The sequence below is a fragment of the Corynebacterium sp. ACRPE genome (assembly GCF_022347435.1).
Lineage (GTDB): Bacteria > Actinomycetota > Actinomycetes > Mycobacteriales > Mycobacteriaceae > Corynebacterium > Corynebacterium tuberculostearicum_D.
Window position 1 is genome coordinate 191,615 of record NZ_JAKRNA010000001.1, and the last position, 18,500, is coordinate 210,114.

An 18,500-nucleotide genomic window follows, 5' to 3' on the forward strand; every position below is an offset into this window, starting at 1 on the left:
TGTTGATATTGCCGCGGTGCGCGAGGCCCTGCCGGATTCGCTCGCTAAGGCGAAGCTCGACCCGCACTCCACCGACGAGGATGAACACTCCTTCTCAGTGCTCTACCGTGCACAGGATAAGGAGCAGGTCAGCCTGCTGGGGACGAAGTATGAGGCCGAGGGCGCACTCGTGTGCCCCGAGGATCCCGATGAGGCGGCACAGCGTTACTTAGAGCTGCTGCACGACGACCTCGATGCCCAAAACGCCGCCCAGCAGCGCCCCGCCAATGAGTACTCCCCCTTCGAGTTCACCGCCGCTGACAGGCGCTTTTATTGTTCTGCCTGGCCGGTCGAAGAGTCAGTGTCTACCACGTGCGTGACCACCGTGGGCGATGTGGCGCTGAACTACTACCTTCACCGCGATGGCCGCGATTCCGCAGCCGAGCAACAACGCATGGAAGACATCGGCTCGGAGCTCGCCCCCGTCCTGCAGGACCTGGACTAGTCCGGGCTCACTACATCGTGGTCGAGGCCCTGCTCGCGCCGGCGCTTTTCCGCCCGGCGCTTCTGCGGCCCGATGGTGGTCTCCGGATTCTTCACCGCTTCCAGCCCGGCGTTAAGCACGCCAAAGCGCGTGCACGCCGAGCCTGCCAACAGCGATAGCCCCGCGGCTACCGAGACGGCCCGCGACTTCGTCACCGCAGCCACTGCACTACCGACACCGCCGGCCTCGATGAAGCATTCCGAAGCCTTCATCAACGCGCCCGGCTTGCCCTCGTGCAGCGCCTCGCGCGGCTCCGGCTCCATGCCTTCTTCAAGAACCTTGGTCGCCACCAGATCGCTGGCCGCCGCGGCCATACCCAACGCGCGGGCCGGTCCCGCGTGCTCGACCGGAGTGGTCACCATAGCCAGGCCTGACGACGCCGCGCCCGCCGAGGAGACGAAAACATACGGCAGGTGCTTTTTCATGTCATTCCACACCGGGTTCGAGGTATTAGACAGCAATACCGCGGTATAGCCCGCGAGCGGACCACCGAGTACGCCCGCGACCGCGCCCGCCGGCCCGGCCGACTTCTTCAGCGCCGTGCGCACAAACTTCGGCAACGGCAGCTTGTGGTCAGTCGCCGCATCCACTTCCGCGGCGGCCGGCAGCGCGGCCGCGCTGGCAAATCCCGACAAAATCCACGAGCCCATGGACATTGGCGAGGTCACCTTGAAGACGCGGAACATGTTCAGGGCGCGTTCCGGGCGGCCCAAGTCCAGAATCAAAAAGACCGATCCCACGGCCGCCGCGCCAAAGGCAGAGATCCGCGTGGTGCGACGCAGCGGCGCATTGCCCACGGCCTGTGCACCAGCGGCCAAGAGTCCCGAGCCACCGCTCACACCGCCTAGAAAGAGGTAGGCGCCGATAGGCCATTCCCACGGCGGCGCCTTCACCACTGGGCGGCCATAGTAAGACGAGAACTCGAAGTCTTGCGCCATGCGCTCCTCTTTGGAGCCGTCCTGCGCGCCGGCGCCCGGCCGCTTCCGCTTCTTCTTCGGCTTTGTACCGTCGAATTTCCGGTAGCGATTGCGTCGCTCCGGCTGCGGTGGGCGATACTCATCAAAGTTGCTCATTTGCGTCCCCCAATCAGGAAGGAACCGGCCACGGCCAGCGCCATGCCGCCGATAGCCTTGGCTGCGGTCTTATACATCTGCGGTAAATCGGCCGTCGGCACGCGCGGGTCCGGCGGCAAACCGTAGACCTCAGGTGAATCCAAAAGCAGGAAGATGGAGCCAGTTCCGCCCACGCCATCGTCCTGGTTGGCACCGTAAAGGCGGGCCTCGGTAAGGCCTTGCTCGTGCAGTACGCGCACGCGTTCCTTGGCTGCGGCCAGCATCTCCTCGTACGGGCCGAACTGGATGGAATCAGTAGGACAGGTCTTAGAACATGCTGGCTGTTCGCCCTGCTTCAGGCGGTCGTAGCACATGGTGCACTTTTGGGCCACGCCCAAGTTCTTGATCGGCATCGACTCGCCTGGCGTGTGGTCCGGTCCCTGCGGGGCAAGCTGCTTCAGCTTTTTCAGCACGTTCACGCCGGCATGGGAATTATCCACGTAATCCACCGTGGCCGTCTTGTCGTACTTCAGCGCCACACCGCCGTCATCGCGGCGCTCGATGACGCCAAACGGGCAGCCGGCCACGCAGGTGCCGCAGCCATTGCACACATCATCCTGGACCACAACGGTGCCAAACTCGGTGCGGAACAGCGCGCCTGTAGGACACACGTCCAAGCAGCCCGCATGCGTGCAGTGCTTACACACGTCCGAGGACATGAGCCACCGGAACGTATCCGTATCCGGCGGGGTGGTATCAACCTTTGGGGCCTGCACCCCTACCGAGGGCATACCCAGGGAAATGAGATTCTTTCCCTCCTCGCGGGCATGCTCGATGCGGTCATTGTTTTGCTCCACAAAGGCCACGTGCCGCCAGGTATTTGCACCCAGTGCGCCGGTGTTGTCATAGGAATCACCCGTGACGTCATAGCCTTCAACCGGGTTGCGGTTCCACTCCTTGCACGCCACCTCGCAGGCCTTACACCCGATGCACACGGAAGTATCGGTGAAAAAGGCCATGCGGCGGTACTTGTCATAGCCATGCCGGCTCGCGTTTTCGGTCAGAAGATTTGTCATTTACCTACCTTCTTCGCTTTCCTCGCCCTTCTCGCCGTGCTCATCCGCATCCGCGGGCTGCTGCGGCTCTGGGTTATAGGTGAAGGAATCATCCACGGTGAGCAGATCATTGCCGGAATCCAGGTTCAGGTGCGCGCGCTTCTGATACTCCTTGAGCATCTCCACACGGGCCTCACCACGCGGGCGACGCCCCGGCTGGATATCGCAAGCGCCGATCTTGGAATTCTGGATGAATACGTTCGGCTCCAACGTAAGGCCCAGCAAATCATTGGCACCATCGCCTGCGACGGCCGTGGAATCGGACTCGCCATAGTGATACGGCAAGCCGATCTGGTGGAACTCCTCACCATTGATCTTCATCATCTGCATGCGGTCAGTGACCAAGACCTGCGCCTCAATGACGCCGCGTGGCGAGATGATCGTGGCCCACTTACCGTTTTCCAAGCCACGCTTTTCTGCCAAGGCCTTATCGACCTCGCAGAAAAGGCCCGGCTGCAGCTCCGCCAAATACGGCAGTCGGCGCGACATCGCACCCGAAGTATACATCTCGGTGAGGCGATAGGTGGAAAAGACAAACGGGAACACCTCCGAGCCCGGCTCACCAGGCTCTGGGCGCGACAGGTTGTCTGGGCGCTTAATGGTCAGGCGCGTCGGCGATTGCTGCTGTTTGTACAGCACGTTGTGCACCGGGGACTCGTGCGGCTCATAGTGGGTGGGCAATGGGCCGTCGGAAAGCCCGGTCGGTGCAAAGAGCCAACCGCGGCCATCTGCCTGCATAATGAAGGCATCGGTGCCATCGAGGGCGTCCGGGCCCACGGCGTCGACCGGAGCCTTGTAGTCCGGGGCCTTGGTAGCCGGGAAGTCCGGCACGTCATCGCCAACCCATTGACCCTGGTCAGCGTCCCACCACACATACTTCTTGCGCTCGGACCACGGCGTGCCGTCAGGCTTCGCCGAGGCACGGTTGTAGAGCAGGCGGCGGTTGGCCGGCCATACCCAACCCCACTCGGGAGCTACCTCGTTTTGCTCCGACCCCGGTACCTTGCGCGCGGACTGATTAATGCCGTCCTTAAACACGCCGGTATAGATCCAGCAACCGCCCGAGGTGCTGCCGTCATTCTTCATCTCCACGAAGGCAGGCAAAAGCTCGCCCTTCTTCGGGCCCTCTAGGTAGTAGCCGTTGATCTCCTTGAGGACGTCCTCAGAATTCGGCTCGCCTTCCTCGGTTTCCACATAGTCCCAGGTGACCTTCTGCAGAGGAATATCTCGCGGATCGGTAGAATCGCGCAGGCGCTCCTTGATCTTCTTGCCCAGCTGGTAGAAGAACCACAGGTCACTTTTCGCATCGCCTGGCGGCGGAGCTGCCTGGAAGCGCCATTGCAGCATGCGCTGCGTCTGAGTAAAGGTTCCCGCCTTTTCCACGTGGGTGGCCGCCGGCATCAAGAAGACCTCGGTGCCGATGTCCTCGGTCTTAAGCTCGCCGTTTTTAATCTCCGGCGAATCCTTCCAGAAGGAGGCGGTCTCAATCTCCTGGAAATCGCGTACGACCAGCCACTTCAGCGCCGCCAAGCCACGGCGTTGCATACCGCCATTGGACTGCGCGACGGCCGGGTTCTGGCCAAAGACAAAGTAGCCTTCCACCTGCTCATCCAGCATGGCCATGAGCGTTTCATAGGTCGAATGCGCACCAGAAATGCGCGGCATGAGGTCATATCCCCATCCGTTGTCCTTGGTTGCCGCATCGCCCCAGTAGGACTTCATCAGCGAGACCGCGTAGTTCTCACCGATCTGCCAAAAGCCCTTCTGCGACTCATTACGGATTCCATCAACGAACTCTGGCCAGCTTTGCTTATCGACGCTCGGCATGGGCAAATACCCCGGCAACGAGTGGAACAACGTCGGGATATCGGTAGAGCCTTGAATCGAGGCGTGACCGCGCAACGCCATAATTCCCGAACCTGGGCGCCCCACATTGCCGGTGAGCAGCTGCAAGATGGCGGCTGTACGAATGAACTGCGCACCCAGGGTGTGCTGGGTAAAGCCCAACGCATAGGCAAAGCAGGTGGTGCGATCCGGCGTGGAATTCCGCGCGATCGACTCCGCTAGGTAATAGAAGTCCTCCTGCGCAATACCGCAGGTCTCCTCCACTACTTCAGGCGTATAGCGCGCGTAGTGCCGCTTGAGAATCTGGAAGACTGAATTCGGATGCTCTAGCGTCTCATCGCGTTCCACATTCCACGACGCGCCCTCCGGCTTCTGTACGTACTGCCACGAATCCGTGACGTACTTACCGGTCTCTGGGTCATAACCAGAGAACAGACCGTCCAGATCTTCGGTGTCCTGATAGTCCTCCGAAATGATCATCGGCGCATTGGTATACGCCACCACATAGTCATGGAAGTACAGCTCATTATCCAACAGGTAGTTAATGACTGCGCCCAAAAGCACCACGTCCGTGCCGCCGCGAATGCCAATGTGGCGATTCGCAAAGGCAGACGTGCGCGTATAGCGCGGATCCACGTGAATGATGCGTGCACCACGCTTCTTGGCTTCCACCACCCACTGGAATCCCACTGGGTGACACTCGGCCATATTAGAACCCTCAATGACGATGCAGTCCGCATTCGCCATATCCTGCAGCGGTTGGGTTGCGCCGCCGCGGCCAAACGAAGTTCCTAGACTAGGAACGGTGGCGGAGTGTCATATGCGCGCCTGGTTCTCGAGCTGAATCGCACCAGCGGCGGTAAACAGCTTCTTGATGAGGTAATTTTCCTCATTATCCAAGGTCGCACCGCCCAAACCGGCGATGCCCATCGTGCGGTTGAGCGCACGACCTTCATCGTCCACATCCTGCCAGCCATTGCGGCGGGCCTCCAAGAAACGATCCGCAATCATCTCCATCGCGGTATCTTCATCAAGATCCTGCCACTCCGTAGAGTGCGGCGCACGATATTTGATCTTGGTAAGGCGCGTAGCGGAGTTGATCAACTGCTCCGACGCAGAACCCTTCGGGCACAGGCGTCCACGAGAAATGGGCGAATCCGGATCGCCCTCCACCTGGATGACGCGGTCATCTTTGACATAAACGCGCTGCGAACAACCAACCGCACAGTACGGGCACACCGACTGCACCACGCGGTCTGCTTCCACGGTGCGCCCATGCTTATCTTTACTCTTTTGAGACTGCGTATTGACATCCCTTCCGAAGGGATCGCCACTGCGCAGCTGGCGCACAACCGGCCAGTTGAGAGGGCTAAAGCGAGACATGTCCTTTAATCTATATTTTGCCGGTTAAAAAAGCCACAAAGGCTACCCTAACTAGCTTGCACCGCCCAGAGTGCCCGCTTAATCCCCTCGACGATCTCCGCCAGCTCCATCATGGGCTTTTCCGTTTTCTCCTGCTCTGTAATGAACGGGACGTGGACAAATCCTGCACGCACCCTCGTCGCTGCAAAGTGGTGCAGGAGACCATAGAGCAGCTGATTGCACACAAAGGTCCCGGCCGTATTCGACAACCGCGCCGGACTATCCTCCATTGCCGCAACCATTTCCTTTACGGGCAGCGTAGAGAAGTATGCCGCCGGGCCGCCTTCCACAACCGGTACATCCACCGGCTGATAACCCGCATTATCAGGAATATCGGCATCCATAACGTTAATCGCGACCCGCTCCGGGGTGATATGCGCCCTCCCGCCGGCCTGGCCCAAACATACGATGGCATCGACCGACGAGCCCTCCGCGGCCTCAATCGCCCGACGCAGCGATTTCCCGAACTTCGTCGGGATCACCAGCTTGATGAGCTCCGCGTCTCCAATGCGATCCGGCAGTTGCTGAAGCGCTCGTTCCGTGGGGTTGATGCTCTCTCCGCCGAAGGCGTCAAATGCGGTTACGAGGATTTTCATGCTGCCAGTATTCCAGATCCCGGGCCCTCCCACCCTTCGCGCTCACCGGCAGCGCTTGGATGGCACTTCCCCTTGGTCCCGGTGAGCGGCAAGGGCGTAGGCCCTAATCCCCGCTCCCCTCGCGCTCACCGGGAGCCATACTCCAAGCACTCAGGGCCCTGCCCGTGAGCGCGAAGGGCGGGGTGCCTAACCAATCTGCTGCTTCGTAGTGCAGTCGATCTTCGCGTATGAACGTCCATTCTTATCTACAGACGTCATGGCATAGTTTCCGCCATAAGCTCGGCACCCGGTGTAGTTATCGACCACCGGTGCCGGCTGAGGTGCCGGCCGAGGTGCGGGCTGCTGCTCGGGGGCTTGATAGTCAGCCACCTCCTCATGCGCTGGCTGCTCCGCTACCTCTACTTCCGGCGCGTTGTGCTCCTGCTGGCGAATCTCTTCTTGCCGCTGCTCTGCACGGCGGCGTGCTTCTTCCTGGCGTTCCTTTTCGCGCTTCTCTTTCTCCCGCTCTTTCTCCTCCAACTTCTCGAGCTCTTCGCGGGCTTGTTTCTCCTCCCCCTCAAGCTCGCGTTCCTTCTTCGCGGCAATCTCCTTGGGAGCATCCGGATACGCTGCTTTCTGGAAGGTGCTTCGATCATCTTTGTGGCGGGTCAGAATCGCTAATCCGGCCTTCGCAGCTGCTGATTTGTCCAGTACATCCTCGTACCCTGCAATATCAGCTTCCCCGGAAGCTGCAAATGCTACCGCCGCAGCTTCAGCGCCGCTAAGCGCCTCGGCCATGTCCTTATCGCTGGAAACCTTACACTCGTCCGAGACCCCAAAGACCCCTTCGCCGGCGTCTTTAGGGCCGCGTTCGGCGTTGCGCACTTCGTCGTAAAATTTGTCGTTTCCGCCAAATACGACTGCAGTGGCAAGCCCTTCGGCCGCGACATCCGCGTTTATGAAGTCATCGTCGATAAAGACACCGGCAAGAGTGCGGCCGTATTTGTCGGTCCGCTCGGAGTCATATTCCAACCGAACCTCCGTTCCCTTTGGCAGCCGTCCTTCCAAGTACTGCTTCGCTTCCTCCGCAAGGCACTCACTCGGTTCGCCGTTATGGCCGATTTCAGGCGTATCAATATTGAGCAGCCGGACGCGGGTATTTTCGCCGTCTATGTCGACGTCAATGGTGTCGCCATCGATCACTCGGTTGACCGCCACAGTATCTTCATCACCGCCGCCTAAAGCAACGGAAGCCACTGCGCCAACTGCGAAAATGCCAACGAGAGGTTTAACCCAGCCCATAAATGTTCCTCCTGAGAAAGATAGAGAGAGTAGCTACTTAAAGTTAGCAATGGGACACATGTGGTAGCTCAAACTCCCCTCCCTTCGCGCTCACCAGCGCCATAAAGCCAGCGCAGATCCACCTTTCCGTGAGCGTGAAAGGTGAGGTTCTAGCCACGGCAAACCACTCGCACTTTGTACCTACAGACGTAGAAGGAATAAGCTGAGCGATGTTGAAGTTGAACAGAACAGTATCTGGAAAATAGTCCGATCTGTCCATTTTTATTTTCAAAGGAATCTTTATGTCTCAACAAGAATCTTCGCGCTCCAAGCTTCCCGGCTGGGCCACGGGATTCGGTGCTCAGGTCATCGCGGGCCTCATCATCGGCCTTATCCTGGGCTTCATTGCCTCCGGCATGGATACCGACCCAGATAACCCAGGCTGGTTGACCACTCTGCTCACGGGCGTCGGCGGCGCCTACGTTCAGCTGCTCAAGGTGATGATCCCGCCACTCATCTTCGCCGCTGTTGTTACTTCCGTGGCTAATCTGCGCAAGGTGGCCAACGCCGCTTCCCTGGCAATTTCCACGCTTGTGTGGTTTGCCATCACCGCATTCTTCTCCGTCTTGACGGGCATCATTGTCGCCGTCGTAATGAAGCCGGGCATCGGTACGAGCATCGATGCTTCCACCGCGCAGGATCCTTCCCACGTCGGCTCGTGGACCGCGTTCTTTGAGCAGCTTCTGCCCCAGAACTTCGTGGGCCTTTCTGCCTCGCTTTCCGACGGCGAAGTATCCCTCAGCTTTGGCGCCCTCCAGCTCCTCGTCATCTCGCTGGCCATTGGTATCGCCGCCGTCAAGACTGGCAAGTCTGCCGAGCCTTTCCTGCGCTTTACCGAGTCCTTCCTGAAGGTCATTCAGGTCATCCTGTGGTGGATTATCCGCCTTGCCCCGATTGGCACCGCGGCCCTCATCGGTAAGGCCGTAGCTACCTACGGCTGGGATGCATTGGGCTCGCTGGGCAAGTTCGTCTTGGCCATGTACGTAGGCATGGGCCTGGTATTTGCCGTGGTCTACCCGGCAGTGCTGAAGTTCAACAAGATCCCGGTCATCGGCTTCTTCAAGCGCGTATGGCCCGTGACCTCCCTGGGCTTTGTTACCCGTTCTTCGATGGGCGTCATGCCAGCTACCGAGCGCTTCAGCGAAAAGGCTATGGGCGTTCCGTCCGAGTACGCTTCCTTTGCCATTCCGCTGGGCGCAACGACCAAGATGGATGGCTGCGCTTCCGTCTACCCAGCCATCGCTGCCATCTTCGTCTCCCAGTTCTATGGCATCGACCTTGACTTCACCCAGTACCTGCTCATCATCTTTGTGTCCGTCATCGGTTCCGCTGCCACCGCAGGCACCACCGGCGCAACGGTGATGCTCACTCTGACGCTTTCCACGCTCGGCCTGCCACTGGCTGGTGTAGGTCTCCTGCTTGCTATCGAGCCGATTATTGACATGGGTCGTACCGCACTCAACGTCACCGGACAGGTGCTGTGCGCCACCATCGTGGCTAAGCGCGCCGGCATCCAGGACAAGGCAACCTGGGATGCTGCCGAGAACGGCGTCAAGGACATTATGGATTCTGACTCGGCTGAGGCTATCGGCGTCAAGGCTTAAACCAGTCTCCTAGATAAGGAAAAAAGAAACGCCCGCAAGGTATTCCTTGCGGGCGTTTAGCTATGCTCTTTTACTTCTTGAGGCCGTCAACACCATCGGTGTCGATCTGCTCCTTGCGCATCTCCTCGGTGTGAGTCTCGGTGTCGCGAACGGTGTCCTTCTTCAGGTTGATCTTCTCAACCGGAACGGTTTCCTTGTTCACGTTCACGCGCTCCTCGTGCAGGGTGACGGAAGCTTCCTCGGAGTCACCGGAGATGGAGCCGTTGTAGTTCTTGGCATCCTCAGCGTTGATCGGGGTGCGCTCGACGCGAACCTCTTCACGCTCAACCGGAACCTCAACGGACTCGGTGTCGGTCACAACGTACTTGCGCAGGCGAGCCTCACCGGTAGCGACGCGCTCCTTGTTGACGTTGAGCTGCTCCTCGGAACGGATGAGCTCGCCATCGTTGTTGGTACGTGCAGCTGCAGCGTCATCAGCTACGCCAGCCTTGCGCTCGGTAGCAGCGGCGTCAGTGGTGTGGGTAGCTGCCTTCTTCTCATCAGCGTGTGCACCAGCAACGCCTGCACCTGCAACACCTGCGCCAGCACCAGCAGCGCCAGCACCTGCGGTCAGGTTGTGATCCTTGTCAGCGCCAGCCTGAACGTCGCGCTTGGAGTCAAGGTTGGAATCCTTGTAGTCGGTAACGTCGTGTGCGTTTTCCAGACCGTAGTGCTTGAAGATATCGGACTGTGCCTCAGGGGTCAGCGGCTTATCGGAGTCGAAGTCCGGAGCATCCTTGATGCGGTCCTTGGAGAAGCCCAGCTTCAGGTCATCGCCGGAGAAGTCGTGGCCACGCAGCGGAACCAAGCTGGAGTTCATGCCGAACAGGCCGTGGTTAACCTCAACGAAGGTAGGCTGGCCGGACTGGTCATCAACGAATACCTCGTTAACGTCGCCCAGCTTCTCGCCGTCCTTGTCGTATGCGGTTGCGTTAAAGAGGTCCTTAATGTTCTTGCCCATTGTCAGTAAATCCTTTCTGCTATTGGTATAGCTATCTTCAACCAAACAAAAGGACATTTTCCAACCCCGCCACGTGGAGTGTGGGGGTGAAAATCTCCAATTGATTGCTGTGACAACCACCATACGGAGAAATCAAAATTTTTCGACCGCTAGCGGAGATTTTTCTCAACTTTGTTCACCAAAGCCAAGCTTGATGCAGCTCAGAACGGTTGATAACAGTTCTATAACATTGGAAAATCTGCACCATAAACACCCAAACCGGGAAACCGGATGTCGATTCTCTCGCCCGCAGCGTCCTAGACGCACCCCTTCACGATCTCCAAATCGTCCATTGTTCACCACACCCCCGAAATGCGGTGACAGCAGTACCACAGGATTGTTTAAAGAGGGTGTGCTTTTACCCCGCCAATTTACAGGCAACATACAAGTCCGTGCCCCCGAACAGGCCTACACACATATTGGTCTAGTGCGCATTCACCTCAGCTGTCGGCAGAAAGCTGAGAAGATTAAGTCTTAGCGGAATAGGTACGGGCGTCGATTTTCCAGACCGGCTGGTTCCACATGAATGAACGCACTGCAGCCTGGGTAAAGCTCGTCGAGGGCAATTTCCACTGCGTCTGCAACCTCGTGGGAGTGCATGACGCTCCACTCCCCTGGCACCTCCATGGTCAGGTACACCAACCGCTGGCGGCCAGAGGCCACGGTGCGACGATCCGTGAAGTTTACCGAGTGTTCCTGCTCCAGCCGAGCTAGGAGCTGCCTAATGTTCTGGCGCTCGTCGTCGGGAAGCGCCTCAGAAAGCAGGCTACTCACCGAATCGCGCAGGAGGCTATAGCCCGTCCATAAGATATTGATGCCCACTGCGAGCGCCACTACAGGATCCAGCCACCACCAGCCAGTAAGGAATACGGCGGCGATGCCGACAAGGACTCCGACGGAAGTCCAGACGTCGGTAAACAGATGGTGCCCATCCGCCTCCAAGGTGGCGGAACGGTAGCGCTTACCTGCACGGATGAGCGCGATACCCACTGCGCCGTTGAGCACGGACGAAAGCGTTGACAACGCCAAGCCCCAGCCCGGCTCTTCAATCGGCTGCGGAACAAAGAAGCGTTGGATCGCCGTGTACACGATCATGCCGGCCGCAATAAAAATCATTGCGCCCTCTACCAAGGCGGAGACGTACTCGGCTTTGCCGTGACCAAACTGGTGGTTATCGTCGGCCGGCTTAGAGGCAATCCGGAGGGCATAAAAGCCGGCGACGGCTGCGACGAGATTCACGATGGATTCGAAGGCATCGGAGAGGAAGCCCACCGAGCCGGTAACCCACGCGGCCAAGGCTTTGAGGATAATGGTGGCCACAGCGGCGGCGATGGACAGCTGCATGAAGCGCTCAAGAATGCGCTGCTCTGAGCCAATAGAGGACATAGTCACTTCTCCCTTCGGTTCGGTTGCGGACCGAAGGTCTCGTTCACGGCCGCGGGCACTGCGGGCGCTGGCTGGCCGGGCTACACGCCAGTATGTCGACCAGTCATCTCGGAATTAACCGAGGGAACTACTCCCCTTCAGAAAAACTAACTTTATAGGGCACATGACACCGGCGCAAGATCGAAAAAAGCCACGGGCAGTACCCGTGGCTGAAATTCGTGGAACTTTAGTGCTGTCCCTCTGCAAACTCTTCTACCAGCTTGGCGTTAAAGGCTGGCAGGTCATCTGGAGTGCGGGACGAGACCAAGCCCTGGTCGCAGTGGACTTCCTAATCTACCCAGGTGGCACCTGCATTGCGCAAGTCGGTCTGCAGGGACGGGAAGGACGTCAGGGTGCGGCCCTTGAGGGCTTCAGCATCAGCCAGGATCCAAGCACCGTGGCAGATCGCGCCGAGCGGTAGATCCTTGCTCATGTGGTTGCGCACGATTTCTACTGCGGCCTTGTCCAAGCGGATGAGGTCGGCGTTGTCGGTACCGCCAGGCAGAATAATGCCGTCGAAAGACTCGCCGGTGGAGTCAGCGGTAGCGGCGTCCACGGAAATCTCCGTACCCTTCTTGCCGGTGATGGTGCCGGCCTTTGGGGCGAGTACACGCACGGTAGCGCCAGCGTTCTTCACGGCCTCCAGCGGGGAGGTCAGCTCAGAGTCTTCGAAGCCATCGGTAGCGATGATGGCAATGGTCTTGTTATCTAGTTCAGCCATGTTGCGGCCTCCTATGTTCGGGTACGCCGCCCACGGTAACGCGGAAGTTTCGTCTTCGCTACCTTCTCTTGCGCGCGAGTGGGCGGCGCCTTCTCCCTCTGGCAAAGGGCCAGTTCAAAGGGGTGGGATTAGCCGCCGATCTTAAAGTCGCACACATCGCCGTCCTGCATGATGTAGTCCTTGCCCTCTTGGCGGACCTTGCCATGCGCACGAGCCTCGGCCATGGAGCCGGCTTCTACAAGATCATCGAAGGAAACGATCTCGGCCTTAATGAACTTCTTCTCAAAGTCGGTGTGGATGACTCCGGCTGCCTGCGGTGCGGCAGAGCCCTGCTTAATGGTCCACGCACGGGCCTCCTTCTCGCCGGCGGTGAGGTAGGTCTGCAGACCCAAGGTGGCAAAACCTGCCTTAGCCAGGGTGGCTAGGCCCGGCTCATCTTGGCCTACGGCTTCGAGCAACTCGCGGGCTTCATCTTCTTCCAACTCGAGCAGCTCGGTTTCGGTCTGCGCATCGAGGAATACGGCCTCAGCCGGGGCGACGAGCTGGCGGAGTTCTTCCTTCTTAGCGTCGTCGGTAAGCACTGCTTCATCCGAATTGAAGACATAGAGGAAGGGCTTAGCCGTCATCAGGTGCAGATCGCGCACGAGGGCGAGGTCAATCTCGCCCTCCTTCGCTGCGGCGAAGAGGGTGCGATCATCTTCCAGAATCTCCTGGGCCTTCTTGGTTGCTTCTACCTCGGCAGCCAAGTCCTTATTCTTGCGCGCATCCTTTTCCAGGCGCGGCAGGGCCTTTTCGATGGTCTGGAGGTCCGCAAGAATGAGCTCGGTATTAATAACGGAGATATCATTGCGCGGGTCAACCTTGCCATCAACGTGGATGACATTGTCATCAGAGAAGGCGCGCACTACCTGGCAAATGGCGTCTGCCTCGCGGATATTGGCTAGGAACGCGTTGCCCATGCCTTCACCTTGCGAAGCGCCGGAGACGATGCCGGCGATGTCCACGAAGGACACGGTGGCAGGGAGGATGCGCTCAGAGTTAAACATCTCCGCCAGTTGAGTCAGGCGGGAATCCGGCAGCTCCACCAAGCCCACGTTGGGCTCGATGGTGGCAAACGGGTAGTTCGCCGCCAGGATCTCGGAACGGGTCAGGGCATTAAACAAAGTGGACTTGCCCACATTGGGCAGGCCGACGATTCCTAGTGTAAGACTCACGGGGCCAATCCTAACGCACCCGCCTTCTTTTAAGGCAAGATGGTGGGGTGAATTCTGATAACCAACCGCTGCCCGATGACCCCCAAGCGGGCCTGGGCGATAAGTTTGATGAAAGCTTCGACACCAGCAAGCTGGAGGATGTATCCCCACATCCACCAGGCGATCAGGTAGACCGCTCCGTCATCGCCGGCGAGGTGGTTAAGGCCGCATCCCTATGGGCCGTTCGCCTGCTCATCATCTGCGTATTCCTCTACGCCCTCTACCGTTTGCTGGGTAACTTCTGGCAGGGCCTTTTACCAGTTCTTTTGGCCCTTATTATCTGCACCGTTCTGGCACCGGTGGCTAAAAAGCTGCGCACTATTGGCCTTCCCGCCGCATTGGCGGCCGCCGTAACCATTTTGGTTTCTTTCACGGCTGTTGGCGGCCTCATCGCGTTTGTTGCCCCAGATTTCATGCGGCAATCCCGGTCACTGTATCTGCAGACGGTCTCCGGCATCCAAAGCCTGCAGCTCTGGGCCCAGGGCCCACCGCTTAACCTCGATAGCGATGACATGAGTAGCTATATCGACGAGGCGGCCTCTTGGCTGCAGCAACGCGCTGGCGCCATCGCAGGCTCGGTTTTTACCGGCATCGGCACCGCCACCTCCATCTTGGTCACGCTCTTCATCGTGTTGGTGCTGACCTTCTTCTTCCTGAAGGACGGCGCTAAGTTCCTTCCCTGGCTGCGCGATGCCACGGGTAAGCGCGCCGGCTGGCACCTCACTGAGCTGCTTACTCGCGCCTGGAATACGCTGGGCGGCTTCATTCGCGCGCAGGCAGTTGTCTCGCTTGTCGACGCCGTCTTTATCGGCGTCGGCCTCGCCCTTATCGGCGTTCCGCTGGCCATGGCGTTGGCGATCATCACCTTTATCGCGGGCTTCATACCCTTCGTCGGCGCGATCGTGGCCGGCGCCCTCTCCGTCACCATCGCGTTGGTCTCCCTTGGCGTAACCCAGGCTCTGCTCGTCCTCGGCCTGGTGTTGCTGGTCCAGCAGCTGGAAGGCAATGTTCTCTCGCCCTGGCTGCAGTCCAAGGCTATGGACCTGCACCCGGTCATCGTCTTGGTTTCCGTAACAGTAGGCTCAGCTCTCTTTGGCCTGATAGGTGGCTTCCTCGCGGTTCCGGCGGCCGCTATGTTTGCGGTGGCCTACCGCTACGGCCAAGACATGATGAAGCTGCAGTCGGGCGAAAAGACCGCCGCTGATCTGGACTTTTCTACCGTGGCTGGCTATCTCATCGGCCGCTACACCGAAGACCAAGGGCGTTATAAGCGCGAGGCATGGCTCAAGATGCCGGACTATGCAGCCCCAGAAGGCGCGTTTGCCGACGTCTCCGCGGACGGCGATTCCACTTCCCTCGACGCCGCCCTCGATGTGGAATCCACCCCCAAGGAGCATGAAAAGCCCGGCATGCGCGCAAACCTGCGCCGCGCCCGCGATGCCTTCGAAGGCCTTTTGAACGGAGATTCGAAAAAATAGTGAGTCGTGTCGGCGGCGCGTGCCATGCTGGAAGCCATGACTTCCACTTTGCCCGTGCTGCTACTTTTTATCGGCCTCATCCTCGGCGCGGTAATGGGCTGGTTAGCCCATTCTTACTCCGCTACGCGCTCCGCGCCGAGCGCCGAGCACCGCGCGCTGCAAGACTCGCAGCGCCGCCAAGCCGAACTCCAACCGCTAGAAAAGGCCATGGACCGCTTGGGATTTCAGCTCCAAGAAATTGAGGAAGACCGCACCGCGCTGCTCGCCTCCCTCTCCAGCCAGGTGCAGGCGGTTACCCGCACCTCCTCCCGCTTGACCGAACGCACCGACAAACTAGTGACCGCTTTGCGCTCACCCAATGTGCGTGGCCGTTGGGGCGAGGTGCAATTGGAGCGCGTGGTTGAGCTCGGCGGTATGACCAAACATGTGGACTTTGATTGCCAGGTCTCCGCCCCATTGGGCGGGCGCGTCGTCCGCCCTGACATGCTCATCAATTTGGCCGGTGGCCGCCACATCATTGTCGATGCCAAGGTTCCTTTTACCTCTTACCTTGACGCCCTAGAAACCGATGACCCGGAAGAGCACGCCGGCTTCCTCCGCCGCCACGCGCATTTAATGCGCGGCCACGTCCAAGCACTATCGCAGAAGGACTATATTGAGGCGTTTCAACCAACGCCCGAGTTCGTCATCCTCTTCGTTCCCGCAGACCCCTTCCTTGATGCTGCATTATCGGTGGACCCAGAACTTATCGAGTACGCCTTTGAACGCAATGTAGTGATCGCCACCCCCAGCTCGCTTTTTGCGCTCTTGCGCACGGTGGCCATGGGGTGGCACCAGGAAGATATTTCCGCCAAGGCAAAAGAGGTCCAGCGCTTGGGGCGCGAACTGTATACGCGCCTGAATACACTTTCTGATCACTACGGAAAGGTGGGCCATAACCTGGAAAAGGCAGTCGAAGCTTATAACGCCACGCTTTCCTCGCTCGATTCCCGCGTGGGCGTCACCGCCCGCAAATTACATGAGATGGATATCCCAGGCCGCACGGACCGCACCCCGCGGGAGCCCTTGCCTATTGATACGTGGCCTCGCGGAAATTCGGCACTATAAATCCGCCGCTTTCGTGCGTGGAAATAGCCATGGGTCGGCGGCAACCGGTAGGATCTTCCGACGTGTCACAATCCAAGCAAAGAAAGTCCTCCGCCGCCCAAAGCTCCGGTCTCCCCAGCATCACGCTGGGCAAGGGCCTTGGGCTGCTCGCGGCACTTTTGCTCACCGGCGCGTCTATTTCCATTCTGATGGGTTCCATCGGGTGGGCTTACCTCGCCTTCCTTGTCATCGGCTCACTGCTGGTAGCGCTCATCGTAGAAGAGCGGGGTCTTTTCCTCACCGTGGCTTCTATCCCCATTGTGTATGCCATAACGGTGGTCGTGGCCGGTTTCTTTATCACCAAGGCCAACTTGCCAGAGGGCGCATCGGCGTTTTCCAAGACGGCGATCGTCACCGCGGCTTTCCCCCTTGTCCAGAGGTTCCTGTGGCTCCTTATTGCCTTGGTGGGCGCGGCAATCATCGCCTGGCTGCGCTGGGCGCGCTTCCGCAAGACGGCCAAGCGCACCGCCAAAATGGAAACCGCTTCCCGCCGTGCCGACGCCGAACAAGACCGACGCAACCGCGAGGAACGCCTATCGGTTGCAGATTTGATGGCTCGCGATAAACCGGCAAAGAACTCCAAGCAGTCTCAAGCCGCTCCGCAGCGTGCCCGCGCCTCGCACACGCTGAAGAAGTCACGCCCCGCGCCCAAGGATCGCCTACGTGGTCGCGACCGTGAAGAGCGTCGCCGAATGCAACAAGAGGAACGCGACAATCTACTGCGCCCGGATCCAGCCCGGCGCGCTGGCGAGTCCGTTCCGGCGTCTCAGCAGCAGAAGGAACAGCCCAAGCAAGGTTGGAACGATAACCTCTACGACGAGGACTAAAGCAAAAAGAAAGGCCCGTTTCCGGGCCTTTCTTCCGTTTTAACTGCCGTATAGGCAAACGCTACTTAGATTCGTGCTGGGCGCAGGTCGCGCGGTAGGGCGAAGGTAATCGTCTCGGTAGAGGTCGTTACCTGTTCTACGTCGCTATAACCGCGCTCGTCCAGGAACTCCAGTACTTCGCGTACCAGCAACTCAGGTACCGAAGCACCGCAGGTTACGCCGACCGTCTGGACGCCTTCCAACCAAGATTCGTCGATTTCCTTGGCAAAATCCACGAGGTGGGAAGTCTTGGCGCCTGCCTCAAGCGCCACCTCAACCAAGCGCACCGAGTTAGAGGAGTTCTTAGAGCCCACCACAATCATCAGGTCGCACTGTGGCGCAATGGCCTTGACGGATTCTTGGCGGTTTTGGGTGGCGTAGCAAATATCGTCTGAAGGCGGGTTCTCCAGGTGTGGGAAGCGCTCGCGCAGCTTATTGACAATGGTGATGGTCTCATCCACCGATAGCGTGGTCTGGGACAGCCAAATAAGCTTCTCATCCTGCAAGAAATCTGGCAGCTTGGCGACGCCCTCGACACCGTCCACGAGGTGGGTGACCTCAGGTGCTTCGCCGGCAGTGCCTTCTACTTCTTCGTGGCCTTCGTGGCCAACCAAGAGGATGTGGTAGCCATCGCGCTGGAAGCGCTGGGCTTCCTTATGCACCTTGGTTACCAATGGGCAGGTGGCATCCAAAGTAAGCTGCTTGCGCTGCGTTGCCTCTGCGCGCACGGCTGGGGAAATACCGTGGGCGGAGAAGACTAGGTGAGCGCCTTCTGGTGCCTCAGAGGCCTCGTCGACGAAGATGACGCCGCGTTCTGCCAGAGACTCTACGACGTAACGGTTGTGCACGATTTGCTTGCGTACATAAATGGGCGCGCCGTACTTTTCCAGCGCCTTTTCTACAGTCTCGACCGCGCGGTCCACGCCCGCGCAGTATCCGCGCGGGGCCGCGAGGAGAACATTTTTACCATCAGTCATGGCTCCCAGAGTATCGAAACACTACGCAAAACAATAGTGGGGCCTAACGTCACCTTTCTGACTACCCCGAGCGGGACAATCAACTGCGCTGGCCCCTAAACTAGACGGAAGAACACGG

General features: G+C 59.1%; 14 protein-coding genes and 1 pseudogene. 5 read left to right on the forward strand and 10 right to left on the reverse strand.

Annotated features, from left to right (window positions below; genetic code table 11):
* Nucleotides 1-16 precede the first annotated feature (16 nt).
* Nucleotides 17-484, forward strand: coding sequence for a hypothetical protein (locus MHY13_RS00910; RefSeq protein ID WP_239192551.1), 468 nt, complete (start codon nt 17-19; stop codon nt 482-484).
* Here the strand turns inward: MHY13_RS00910 and nrfD are convergent.
* From nrfD to MHY13_RS00935, 5 genes are all read right to left on the reverse strand, one after another.
* Nucleotides 481-1,596, reverse strand: a complete 1,116-nt coding sequence (gene nrfD / locus MHY13_RS00915) for an NrfD/PsrC family molybdoenzyme membrane anchor subunit (protein ID WP_239192553.1) — start codon at nt 1,594-1,596, stop codon at nt 481-483. The two genes, MHY13_RS00910 and nrfD, sit on opposite strands and share 4 nt — an antisense overlap.
* The gene (locus tag MHY13_RS00920) at nt 1,593-2,651 is read right to left on the reverse strand and encodes a 4Fe-4S dicluster domain-containing protein (protein WP_239280090.1); all 1,059 of its coding nucleotides are present in this window, start codon (nt 2,649-2,651) and stop codon (nt 1,593-1,595) included. The genes nrfD and MHY13_RS00920 overlap by 4 nt, the downstream gene beginning before the upstream one ends.
* Nucleotides 2,652-5,918: a formate dehydrogenase-N subunit alpha gene (fdnG, locus tag MHY13_RS00925; protein WP_239280092.1), complete on the reverse strand. Its 3,267-nt coding sequence runs from the start codon at nt 5,916-5,918 to the stop codon at nt 2,652-2,654.
* A 47-nt stretch (nt 5,919-5,965) separates the two neighbouring features.
* Nucleotides 5,966-6,553: a pyroglutamyl-peptidase I gene (gene pcp, locus MHY13_RS00930; protein ID WP_239280094.1), complete on the reverse strand. Its 588-nt coding sequence runs from the start codon at nt 6,551-6,553 to the stop codon at nt 5,966-5,968.
* 186 nt (nt 6,554-6,739) lie between these two features.
* Nucleotides 6,740-7,834: a thermonuclease family protein gene (locus MHY13_RS00935; RefSeq protein ID WP_239280096.1), complete on the reverse strand. Its 1,095-nt coding sequence runs from the start codon at nt 7,832-7,834 to the stop codon at nt 6,740-6,742.
* A gap of 281 nt (nt 7,835-8,115) precedes the next feature.
* Here MHY13_RS00935 and MHY13_RS00940 point away from each other — a divergent pair, with 281 nt between their 5' ends.
* A complete protein-coding gene (locus tag MHY13_RS00940) occupies nt 8,116-9,477 on the forward strand; it encodes a dicarboxylate/amino acid:cation symporter (protein ID WP_239235463.1) in 1,362 nt (453 codons plus the stop codon).
* Nucleotides 9,478-9,547: 70 nt separating this feature from the next.
* On the opposite strand, the gene MHY13_RS00945 is transcribed toward MHY13_RS00940, so the two are convergent.
* The 4 genes and pseudogenes from MHY13_RS00945 to ychF all read right to left on the reverse strand — a co-directional run bounded on the left by MHY13_RS00945 (nt 9,548) and on the right by ychF (nt 13,876).
* Nucleotides 9,548-10,477: a PRC and DUF2382 domain-containing protein gene (locus tag MHY13_RS00945; RefSeq protein WP_239280098.1), complete on the reverse strand. Its 930-nt coding sequence runs from the start codon at nt 10,475-10,477 to the stop codon at nt 9,548-9,550.
* A 513-nt stretch (nt 10,478-10,990) separates the two neighbouring features.
* Nucleotides 10,991-11,902 (reverse strand): cation diffusion facilitator family transporter, encoded by a 912-nt coding sequence (locus tag MHY13_RS00950; RefSeq protein ID WP_239235468.1) that lies wholly within the window; start codon nt 11,900-11,902, stop codon nt 10,991-10,993.
* A gap of 226 nt (nt 11,903-12,128) precedes the next feature.
* A pseudogene (locus MHY13_RS00955) lies at nt 12,129-12,662 on the reverse strand (type 1 glutamine amidotransferase domain-containing protein).
* A 128-nt stretch (nt 12,663-12,790) separates the two neighbouring features.
* A complete protein-coding gene (gene ychF, locus MHY13_RS00960) occupies nt 12,791-13,876 on the reverse strand; it encodes a redox-regulated ATPase YchF (protein ID WP_239228025.1) in 1,086 nt (361 codons plus the stop codon).
* Between the two features lie 47 nt (nt 13,877-13,923).
* Here ychF and MHY13_RS00965 point away from each other — a divergent pair, with 47 nt between their 5' ends.
* The 3 genes from MHY13_RS00965 to MHY13_RS00975 all read left to right on the forward strand — a co-directional run bounded on the left by MHY13_RS00965 (nt 13,924) and on the right by MHY13_RS00975 (nt 17,366).
* Entirely contained in the window at nt 13,924-15,393 is a 1,470-nt protein-coding gene (locus MHY13_RS00965; protein WP_239280100.1) for an AI-2E family transporter, read from the forward strand.
* A gap of 36 nt (nt 15,394-15,429) precedes the next feature.
* Nucleotides 15,430-16,500 carry a DNA recombination protein RmuC gene (locus MHY13_RS00970; RefSeq protein ID WP_238801622.1) on the forward strand — a complete coding sequence of 357 codons (1,071 nt, stop codon included), beginning with the start codon at nt 15,430-15,432 and terminating at the stop codon, nt 16,498-16,500.
* 62 nt (nt 16,501-16,562) lie between these two features.
* The gene (locus tag MHY13_RS00975) at nt 16,563-17,366 is read left to right on the forward strand and encodes a DUF6542 domain-containing protein (RefSeq protein ID WP_239280109.1); all 804 of its coding nucleotides are present in this window, start codon (nt 16,563-16,565) and stop codon (nt 17,364-17,366) included.
* A 65-nt stretch (nt 17,367-17,431) separates the two neighbouring features.
* Here the strand turns inward: MHY13_RS00975 and MHY13_RS00980 are convergent, their stop codons facing one another.
* Complete coding sequence (locus MHY13_RS00980; RefSeq protein WP_239192602.1) at nt 17,432-18,382, reverse strand: 4-hydroxy-3-methylbut-2-enyl diphosphate reductase; 951 nt, start codon at nt 18,380-18,382, stop codon at nt 17,432-17,434.
* Between the last annotated feature and the right edge of the window lie 118 nt (nt 18,383-18,500).